At 70.1% G+C, this 9226-nt stretch carries 9 protein-coding genes and 1 pseudogene; 1 reads left to right on the plus strand and 9 read right to left on the minus strand.

What is annotated here, in order from left to right; translation table 11 throughout:
- Positions 1-33 precede the first annotated feature (33 nt).
- From ACFYW3_RS35685 to ACFYW3_RS35700, 4 genes are read right to left on the minus strand one after another with little or no spacing between them, the layout of a single operon-like run.
- Complete coding sequence (locus tag ACFYW3_RS35685) at positions 34-1053, minus strand: cytochrome d ubiquinol oxidase subunit II (protein WP_389388555.1); 1020 nt, start codon at positions 1051-1053, stop codon at positions 34-36.
- A complete protein-coding gene (locus ACFYW3_RS35690; protein ID WP_389388556.1) occupies positions 1050-2513 on the minus strand; it encodes a cytochrome ubiquinol oxidase subunit I in 1464 nt (487 codons plus the stop codon). Before ACFYW3_RS35690 ends, ACFYW3_RS35685 begins: the two co-directional genes overlap by 4 nt.
- Positions 2510-3883, minus strand: coding sequence for an NAD(P)/FAD-dependent oxidoreductase (locus ACFYW3_RS35695; RefSeq protein WP_389388557.1), 1374 nt, complete (start codon positions 3881-3883; stop codon positions 2510-2512). Before ACFYW3_RS35695 ends, ACFYW3_RS35690 begins: the two co-directional genes overlap by 4 nt.
- Before the next feature lie 7 nt (positions 3884-3890).
- Positions 3891-4727: an SDR family oxidoreductase gene (locus ACFYW3_RS35700; protein WP_351756637.1), complete on the minus strand. Its 837-nt coding sequence runs from the start codon at positions 4725-4727 to the stop codon at positions 3891-3893.
- A 579-nt stretch (positions 4728-5306) separates the two neighbouring features.
- On the opposite strand from ACFYW3_RS35700, the gene ACFYW3_RS35705 reads away from it, so the two are divergent.
- The gene (locus ACFYW3_RS35705; protein WP_389388558.1) at positions 5307-5834 is read left to right on the plus strand and encodes a nuclear transport factor 2 family protein; all 528 of its coding nucleotides are present in this window, start codon (positions 5307-5309) and stop codon (positions 5832-5834) included.
- A 159-nt stretch (positions 5835-5993) separates the two neighbouring features.
- Here the strand turns inward: ACFYW3_RS35705 and ACFYW3_RS35710 are convergent, their stop codons facing one another.
- The 5 genes and pseudogenes from ACFYW3_RS35710 to ACFYW3_RS35730 all read right to left on the minus strand — a co-directional run bounded on the left by ACFYW3_RS35710 (position 5994) and on the right by ACFYW3_RS35730 (position 8713).
- On the minus strand, positions 5994-6179 hold the full coding sequence (locus ACFYW3_RS35710) for a hypothetical protein (protein ID WP_389388559.1): 186 nt from the start codon (positions 6177-6179) through the stop codon (positions 5994-5996).
- 364 nt (positions 6180-6543) lie between these two features.
- Positions 6544-7095: a hypothetical protein gene (locus ACFYW3_RS35715; RefSeq protein WP_389388560.1), complete on the minus strand. Its 552-nt coding sequence runs from the start codon at positions 7093-7095 to the stop codon at positions 6544-6546.
- 42 nt (positions 7096-7137) lie between these two features.
- Positions 7138-7593: pseudogene (locus ACFYW3_RS35720) on the minus strand (transposase); the annotation flags it as partial.
- A 160-nt stretch (positions 7594-7753) separates the two neighbouring features.
- The gene (locus ACFYW3_RS35725; RefSeq protein ID WP_351756649.1) at positions 7754-8185 is read right to left on the minus strand and encodes a TspO/MBR family protein; all 432 of its coding nucleotides are present in this window, start codon (positions 8183-8185) and stop codon (positions 7754-7756) included.
- A gap of 216 nt (positions 8186-8401) precedes the next feature.
- Positions 8402-8713 carry an STAS domain-containing protein gene (locus ACFYW3_RS35730; protein WP_389388561.1) on the minus strand — a complete coding sequence of 104 codons (312 nt, stop codon included), beginning with the start codon at positions 8711-8713 and terminating at the stop codon, positions 8402-8404.
- Positions 8714-9226 lie beyond the last annotated feature (513 nt).

Genomic DNA, 9226 nt, shown 5'->3' on the forward strand with positions numbered 1-9226 from the left:
GGACCGCCGCGGTCCGCTCCACGCGCCGGGGTGTCACTCGGCCACGTCCTCGTCGGTGAGGGGTTCCAGCACCCCGTGGGTGTCGAGGCGGTACAGGACGACCAGCGCGGGGCCGATGAACACCAGGGCGACGAGCGCGACGACGAGCATCCACTGGAGCGGCGCGCTCGCTCCGGCGCCCTGCTGAACCGTCAGCGAGGTGGGCACCAGGTAGGGCCGCTGCGCGAACCCCCAGGCCGCGACGAGCAGTGCCACCACGGCGACGGAGGAGTATCGCGCCCACCCGGCCGCCTTGCCGGAGATCAGCCAGGCGGTGAACGCCAACGCCACCACGGCGATCAGCAGGAGGACGAGCCCGGCGCCGTGGGTGAGTCCGTGATGGACGTACGAGGCATGGGGGTCGGTCACGGTCAGGCCGAGCACGCCGACGATCAGCAGAGCGCCGCAGCCGATCCACGCCCGGAGACGGAAGTAACCCATCAGGTCGGGGGCGTCGAACCGGCGGGCGTCCACGGTGAGGAACACCGCGCCGAGGAAGGCGGTGGATGCCACCGCGACGAGTCCCGCCATGATCGAGGTGGTGTTGGCCCAGGCATGGGCCGTGGCGGGGGTTCCGGGCGCGACGCGTCCGGAGGCCACCGAGCCGATGACCGTGCCCAGGAAGAACGGTGTGAGCAGGGACGAGACGGCGAACATGGCGCCGTAGATCCGGCGTCCCGCGAGCCCCCTGGTGGGCTTGCGCAGCGCGAACCCCGCGCCGCGCAGGACCATGCCGATGGCGGCGAGTGCCAGGGGGAGCCAGAGCGCGGTGAACACCGTCTGGAAGAAGACGGGGAACCCGGTCCACATCAGGATGAACGCGAAGATCAGCCAGACGTTGTTGACCTCCCAGACCGGGGCCATGGCGTGGTCGATCAGCCAACGGGGCCGTTTGCCGCGCTCGGCCCCGCCGGCCAACAGATCCCAGAAGCCGGCGCCGTAGTCGACCCCGCCGCCACAGGCGTAGGCGGCGATCACGAGCAGCAGGATCCAGGCGACGATGCTGGCCGTCACAGTTCGCTCCCGGGGTCTCGACGGGTACCTGACGCGCCGACGGCCGTCTCCGGGCGGGGACCGTACGGCGTGTCGGTCTCCGGGTCGTCGGAGAGCACGCGCGCGGATCCGGCGTCCGCGAGCCGCCAGCGGGTGCGCATCTTGAGCAGCACGCCGAGGAACGCGCCGAAGATCAGGACGTAGATCACGACGACGAGGCCGAACATGATCCACAGGGAGGAGGCGGGGGTACCGGTCACCGCTTCGGAGACCCGCATGTTCTGGTAGACGATCCAGGGCTGGCGCCCCACCTCGGTCATGATCCAGCCGCACTCCACGGTCACGAGGCTCGCGGCGCCGGCCACGGCCGCACACCGGAAGAACCACCGCGACTTCGGCAGGTCGCGGTGCTTCCACCAGCACCAGGCGTACCAGAGCGCCAGCAGGATCAGCACGCTCCCGATGGTCGCCATGATGTCGAAGGCCCAGTGCGCGATGGTCGCCTGGGTGGCGGTGGGGCGGTCGGACGCCGGTACCGAACTCAGCCCGGTGACCTTCGTGTCGGGACTGAAGCCGGCCAGGATGGAGTCCAGCCACGGGATCTTGATCCCGCCCTTGACACTGCCGTCCTCCTGGAGCCGGCCGAACAGGTACTCGGGCACGTGCGTGTCCGTCTCCCAGACCAACTCCGCGGCGGCGAACTTGATCGGCTGCTTGAGGAAGACCTGCCGGGCGATGTTGTCGCCCAGGATGAACTGCACGGGGGTGAGGATCGTGGCGAGGGTGAACGGCACGGTGAAGCCGAGGCGGTGATAGCGGTCGCGACGTCCGCGCAGCCAGCCGACCGCGTACACGCCGGCCACCACGTAGCCCGCGGTGAGGAACATCGCGACCACGAAGTGCCAGTACTGCGGGCCGAACATCGGTGTGAAGATGGCCTGTTGGACGCTGACGTTCACGGGCCGGCCGTCGGCGTCGAGAGTGAAGCCCTGGGGGGTGTTCATCCACGAGTTGGCGGCGATGATGCCGAACGCGCCCATCAACGCCGCGATCGGCATCGGGACGCCGAGCCAGAAGTGCGTCTTCGGCTTCAGGCGGCGCCAGCCGTAGAGGTAGATGGCGATCAGGATCGCCTCCAGGAAGAAGGCCCACGCCTCGATCCCGAAGCCGAGACCGAAGACATCGCCCCAACGGCCCATCATGCCCGGCCACAGCAGCCCGAACTCGAAGGACAGCACGGTGCCGGTGATGATGCCGATGGCGAACTGGACGGCCATCACCGCGGACCAGCGACGGGCCAGCAGCAGCGCCACCGGGTCGGAGGTGCGCAGGCCCCGGTAGTGCATGACCAGGGTGATGAACGGCAGCGCCACTCCCAGTGGGACCAGGATGATGTGCGAGGCCAGGGTGAAGGCCATCATCTCCCGTGCGGGCAGCAGTTGCGCGGGGGCATCCGCCAAGAGGCGTGCCATGGTGCTCATACGGGTCTCCGTGGCTCGTTCCGGGCGACCGAGGGGTCGGCCGGTGGGCTGGACGGGGAGCGGGGCGCGGCAGCCGTGACGTCCGGGCCCGCCGCGGTGAACGCGCGCTCGCGACGCGAGCCCGAGGCGAAGACCACGGCCCAACTGAGCAGGGCGCCCGCCCGGCTGCGGAATCCGGTGAGGAAGACGATGTGGATGAACAGCCAGATGAGCCAGCCGATCAGCCCGGAGGCGTGGAAACGGCCCATCTTCACGACGGCCCTGCTCCGCGAGATGTACGCCGCACTGCCGAGGTCCAGGTACCGGAAGGGGCGGGGCTCACGGGTCCGGCCCTCGACGAAGTGGCGGATCCGGCGGCCCGCGTAGGCACCGCTCTGCATCGCGACCTCGGCGAGGCCGGGCAGCTTGTCCAGGCTCATCAGGTCGCCGACCACCCGGATCTCCGGATGGCCGGCGATGCTGAGGTCGGGCAGGACACGGATGCGGCCCGCCCGGTCCTGCTCGGCGCCCGTCGCCCGCGCCAGCGCCGTCGCCAGCGGGGGCGCCTCGACCCCGGCGGTCCAGAGCACCGTGCGTGCCTCCACCCGGTCGCTGCCGCCGTCCTTGTGGCTCACCGTCAGGCCCCGGTCGTCGACCCGGGTGACGATCGACCGAAGGTGGACCTCGACGCCGAGGTCGTCCAGGGTTCGGGCGGCGCGGCGGGAGAGTACCGGTCCGAAGGCGCCGAGCACTCCGTCCGATCCGTCGAAGAGCAGGACCCGTGCCTGGCCGGGATCGATGGTGGAGAACTCCCGTTCGAGGGTGTGGCCGGCGATCTCCCGGATCTGCCCGGCCAGCTCGACCCCGGTGGGGCCCCCGCCCACCAGGGCGAAGGTGAGCCACTGCGCGCGCTCCAGCGGGTCCGTGCTCGCCTCGGCCATCTCGAACGCCTGGTAGATCTTGGTCCGTACGGCCAAGGCGTCCTCGAGGGTCTTCATCCCGGGGGCGAACGCCGCGAACTCGTCGTTCCCGAAGTAGGACTGCCGGACCCCGACCCCCACGATCAGATCGTCGTAGGGGAGTTCGAGCACGGCGCCGTCCGCACGGGTCGCGCGGACGACCCGGCGGGCCACGTCCACGTCGTCGGCCGTCGCCTGGAGACAGCGGACCCGGGGATGGCGGCGCAGGACGGCCCGCAACGGCTGGGCGATCTGGCCCTCGGAGAGGATGCCCGAAGCGCACTGGTACAGGAGCGGCTGGAAGAGGTGGTGGGCGCATCGGTCGACGAGGGTCACCTCCACGGGGGCGCTGCGCAGGGCCCGTACGGCGAACAGGCCGGCGAAGCCCCCGCCGAGGATGACCACCCGGCGGTGTGTGACGTGGTCGTCCACGGTCGGGTCAGCCTCCGGTGGCGAAGCCGGGGAAGAGCGTCATTCCACCGTCGACGTAGAGGGTGGTGCCGACGACGTAGTCCATCAGGTCGGAGGCCAGGACCGTCACGGCGTTGGCGATGTCCTCGGGGTCGCCCACACGCCGGTAGGGAACCAGCCGCAGGAGATCGGCCTCGGCCTCGGGAGTGTCCCAGGCGCTGCGGTTGATGGGGGTGCGGATCGCGCCGGGCGCGACCGCGTTGACCCGGATCCCGCTGGGCGCGAGTTCCTGCGCCAAGGTCTGCATCAGCATCAGCACGCCGCCCTTGGAGGAGGCGTAGTTCACGTGGCCGGACCACGGGATGATCTGATGCACCGAGCTCATACAGATGATCTTCCCGGCCGACCGGGACACCTCCGGCACGACGCCCCGACGGAGGAACTCCTTGGTCGCCTCACGGGCGCAGAGGAACTGCCCGGTGAGGTTGACGTCCAGCACCTTCTGCCATTGGGCGAGGGTCATCTCGGTGACGGGCGCGTCGCGCTGCAGCCCCGCGTTGGCCACCATGATGTCGATGGTGCCGAACTCCTCGACCATGCGGTCGACCATCGCGACGACCTGGTCCTCCTGGGAGACGTCCGCCTGGTGCGCGTACGCCCGCACCCCGAAGGACTTGATCTCCTCGACCACTTCCTCCGCCTCTTCCGGCCCGAAGACGTAGTTCACGACGACATCGGCGCCCGCCTGCCCGAGACGGATCGCGGTCGCCTTGCCGATGCCCGAGTTCGCGCCGGTCACCAGGGCCTTCTGCCCTCTGACGATCTGCGGCCCCGGTTCCCGCCCCTTGTCCACAGCTGAGGTCACTGATCTCTCCCGTCCTTGGCCGCACACAGGTACCGGCTCACCCTTCTCGGCGGCACCCGCGTGATCGGGAGCGGCTCGCCCCCCTCGGCCGTTCGGGGTCGATCTCCCCTCGAACGGTGCAACCAGAGCCCCGGCCCGGCATTCGCGTGCGGCCCGGTACGGCGCGCACGCCTTTGGGAGAGCCGGGTGGGTGGACGAGTGCGGACAGCGTTGGACACTCCCCGACCCGGTCCGGTCTGGAAAGTGGACACGGCCCGGCCCGAGTCTGTGCGCCATGAACGTTGCAGGAACACAGCGGACCGGGCGTCCCCCGCCCACTGGTGCTTTCGGCCGGGAGCGGCTGCACCGCCCGCCCGGGACTCCGCGGCGCCACGCCGGCCGGGGTCCGCCGCCCTCACCGGCAGCGCCGTCATGCCCCCGCCCCACCTTCTGGACCGCCGACCCCCCACCCACGTTCTCGACCGCCGACCGCCGCCCCACGTTCTCGACCGCCGACCGCCGACCGCGGGCAGTCCGCGCCGGGACACCACCGGCCGCACCTCAGCCACACACCCCACCCACGTCCCAAGGAGCATCACCATGACCTCGACCACCCGCCCGTCCCGCGCCATGACCGTGCTGGTCGCCGCCGCGGCCCTCTGCGCCACGACCGCCACCACCGCCCACGCCGCCGGTGCCCACCCCGCGAGCGCCGACCGGCGGGCCCCGAGGATCGTCACGGACTGGGCCCGCGCCTGGAACGGCACCGACCCGCAGGCGCTCGGCGCCCTGTTCACCGTCGACGGCACCTACTCGGACCTGGGCGTGGGCGTCACCTTCCACGGCCGTCAGGAGATCGCCGGGTGGAAGGCCCGCGCCGACAGCCTCATCGACAACGTCCACGTCACCGTGCGCGCCACCCACCGCGACGGCGACCGCGTCACCGTCGACGCCGTCTACTCCGGCCACCTCAAGGGCGCGCCCAAGCCCTTCGCCGTGCCGATGACCACGCTCCTCGACCTCGACAGGAGCCGGTGCAGGATCACCTCCGACGAGGACCACTACAGCCTCGGCACCGTCCTCGCCCAGTCCGGCCTGCCCGCGGACTGGACCCCGCCCGGCCACTGATCGGCTGCGGCGCACGGTCCCCCCGGTGGTGCCGTGCCGGCAACTCCGTGCCCACGTACCGGTTGTCCGGAACCATCATCGGGCCGGTCACCCCTACCCCGTGTGTCCCCTCCGCCTCCCGGAGGGGACACGCCTGCGCTGGAAGGGCCGCGACGTGAGTCACAGCGTCTTCGTGCAGCGCTTCAGGCGAGGGCGGGCCGCGCCCTGGACGAGAGCCTGGCCTCCGAGGTCCTGCGTCCTCATCTCGTCGCCGGCCAGGGCGGTTCCCGACACATCCGTGCCGCGGACGGCGGTGAGGCCGACGTCCACGGCGATTTCACCGGTCTGATGATCGACCGGCCCCATGGGGCGAGATCTTCGACATCGTCGCCGAGTCGGCCGAGAGACTCGGAGCCGCCGTACTCATGCCGGGCTGCCCCACGTTGATCGGATCCGAGGCGGACCGGGAGCACTTGCCGGCGGAGTTGCGCGACGATGCCGTGGTTGTCGAATGGACGGGGTCGGCCATCCAACGCACCCTCAAGGCCGTATGACCGGCCGGGCGGCTTCCGTGAGAGCGCCCGCCCTGTGCGCGCGACGGCCTCGGAGGGCGGCGATGTCGGTGCGGCCGCCGTTCGGGACGGAGGCCCTGCCGTGTGCGTACACGGGCGCGACAGTCGCGCATGGACCTGCCGGCGGGTGAAGCAAGACACCTCATGCGGCTAAGCCGTCAAGGGACGTCCTGAATCGAGGGGACTGTGGCGGGCGTCTCGCCGCCATCCGTGACCAATGCGCCGTACGAGTCAGCGACCCGTGCAGCGACGTCCTGCAACAGGAGGTTCGGGGAGGCTCGTGCTGCCCTGACCAACTGGGCCAGTAGCGCCCATGCCTCAGCGTCGGCGAGGACTTCCACCCACAGAGCGTAGTAGTCGTCGTCCTCGTCGGTGAGCTGGTCAAGGTGCGCTGTGAGAAGTTCTTCGAGACGGGGGACGAGCTGCTCGCGAGGGATGTTGGCGATGGCACGGCGTGCTTGTGATGCCCAGCCGGGCAGCATCGCGAGGTCGACAAGCTGTGGCAGCACAGCAAGGTCATCATGCACGTCGGCGAGGAATGCCAGTGCTGCCGCCCGCTGCCAATGGCCGGCCGACAGAGCAGCACTGAGTACCTCGCTCTTGCCCCTGACCTGCTGGAAGAACTGAGAATGGCGATGAGCCAGCTGTTCCTGGGCATCAACGCAGGCTTGCCAGAGCTCCTCATCTCGAAGCGGTTCTCGTGAAGGCATCCGGTCATGATGCGGTCCGCTGTGCGGACAGCCAACCGAGATTCACGTCACGACAGCCTCAGTGGGTCCAGCGGACGGTGCGAAGGCGATGGCCGCGTCGAAGGGCACCCGGTTCTGGAGGCAGTGGTGGAGCCGGCCGAGCAGGCGGTTGAACAGGTGCCGTAGGGCTTGGGCATGCCAGTCTCCGGGCTCACGTCGGCGCCGTTCATGGGCGTTGGCGCCTGGCGAGTGGCTGAGGGTGGCGAAGGCCCACAGGCAGCCCGCGTGGTTGAGCCGGTTGTTCTTCACGAACCGGCGGCCGACGTACCTGCGTTTGCCGGAGGCCCGGGTGATCGGGGCCGACCCCGCGTATGCCTCCAGCCCGCCGGCGGTGGCGACGCGGGTGCGGTCGTCACCGCTCTCGGCCGGAAGGCGAGCGCCGACACCGGGCTCGACGCCGGGGAAGCTGAGCATGATCGGTGCGTCGGGGCGGGTGCGGAAGGTGCGCTCGACCGCCTTGGGCTGGATGGCCGCCCCGGGCCCCTCGGAGATCCAGAGCCTCCAATTACCAACGAATGGGAGGTGTCGCACGCGTCCGTGGGGAGAGCCGCCGCGAGGTTGGTGGTCAGACTCGATGGCCCGGATGATCAACCGGCTGAGTCGGGGGAGCGGATCGAGCTCAGGTGTTGAGAAGCCAGATGGAGGCGTTGAGGGCGGTCGCGAAGGCCACCCACAGGAGGTAGGGGGTCAGCAGGAACGCCGCCGCGCGGCTCAGCCGCCGGAAGCGGACCAGGGTGATGGTGACGGCGGCCGACAGCAGGCCGATGTCCAGCAGGGCGAGTCCGTACTGGCGCGCGCCGAAGAACAAGGGTGTCCAGGCCAGGTTGAGGAGAAGCTGCGCGGACCACCAGGCGAGGGCGGTACGCGCGCGGGAGCGGTCCGGATGGCGCCACACCAGCCAGGCCGCGATCGCGATCAAGGTGTACAGGACGGTCCAGACGGGACCGAAGAGCCAGGCGGGTGGCGCCCAGTCCGGTCGTTCCAGCGATCCGTACACCTCGCCCGCGTCGGCGGACGCGAGCGCGCCGAGAGCCGCGACGCAGTACGTCACGGCAAGGAAGGCGGCGAGAGCCGCCCAGGTCCCTACGTCTCGCCGTCGCCTCGGTGTCGGTGTCGGTCTCGCGGATGCTGCCACGGCGGACTCCCGGGGGTTTCGACGTACCACCACGTGTACACCTTCTCTTCCGTCCTGGCACGGCTGCCGGATTCGCGTGAGCGCAGTGGCGAGCCGTCCGCTCGGTGTCTCGCGGTTGGTGGGCGGTTCGCCTCAATCGCGAACCGGGTCGAAGAAGGTGTCGGTGCCGGTGATCTGGAAGAGCCTGGCGACTTGGGGTCGGTAGGGGCCGGCGATGACGAGGCGTTGCTTTCGGTGCGCCTGGACCAGGGTGTTCAGCAGCGCGGAATCGGCGAAGGACACTGCGGCCAGGTCGACGACGGTCTTGTTGATCCCGTCGCGTTCGGCCGCCTTCAGGGCCTCCCCCAGGGGTCCCGTGGTGGCGGCGTCCAACTCGCCCGAGCACACGATCACGCGAGTGCCGTCAAAGTCGGGCAATGTGCGCACCCACGTCGCCTCTCCCACATCTCCTCCTCGGTTCTCGTACGGCCATCGCGGACCTTGCTCAGCCGCCTGGGCAGCCTTCCGCCCGGTCGCCGCCGCGCAGAAAGAGTACCTCCCCCCGGAGGGAAAGCTAACCTGGCCGAGTGAGAAAAACTTCGATTGCTCGCTGATGGTTAATGGTCTGGCCGGGGTGGCTGCGTGAGGGCTTCGGGGCGGTGGCCTGTCGTACGGGGTGGGAGCGCCGGTCGCCAGGGGCCACGGTGTCGACGGGCAGGCTCAGCGGGGGAGAGCCGCGACGATCGCCTTGCCCGAGCCTGGGCGCACAGGGACGATGCCGAGGCTCTGGGGGAGACCGCGCTTGCCCCGTCGGAGCGTGACTGTCGGACAAGCCACCCTGCGGGGAGCGGGTGTTTCGCATCATCGACGCGGGCCGTTCTGTTGCCCGTCCGCGTCGATAAGAAACAGGTAAGTCCGGTGTGCATGGCTTGGGGGTGTGGGGGCATTCGGTTGTTCGGAGGTTGATAATCATGGTTC

Source organism: Streptomyces sp. NPDC002602 (assembly GCF_042889445.1).
Classification (GTDB): Bacteria; Actinomycetota; Actinomycetes; order Streptomycetales; family Streptomycetaceae; genus Streptomyces.

Excerpts from the sequence above, each read along its gene's own strand:
- ACFYW3_RS35715 (WP_389388560.1), bottom strand. The coding sequence starts at position 7,095 with ATGCCTTCACGAGAACCGCTTCGAGATGAGGAGCTCTGGCAAGCCTGC.
- ACFYW3_RS35710 (WP_389388559.1), bottom strand. The coding sequence starts at position 6,179 with ATGGGGCCGGTCGATCATCAGACCGGTGAAATCGCCGTGGACGTCGGC.
- ACFYW3_RS35690 (WP_389388556.1), bottom strand. The coding sequence starts at position 2,513 with ATGAGCACCATGGCACGCCTCTTGGCGGATGCCCCCGCGCAACTGCTG.
- ACFYW3_RS35705 (WP_389388558.1), top strand. The coding sequence starts at position 5,307 with ATGACCTCGACCACCCGCCCGTCCCGCGCCATGACCGTGCTGGTCGCC.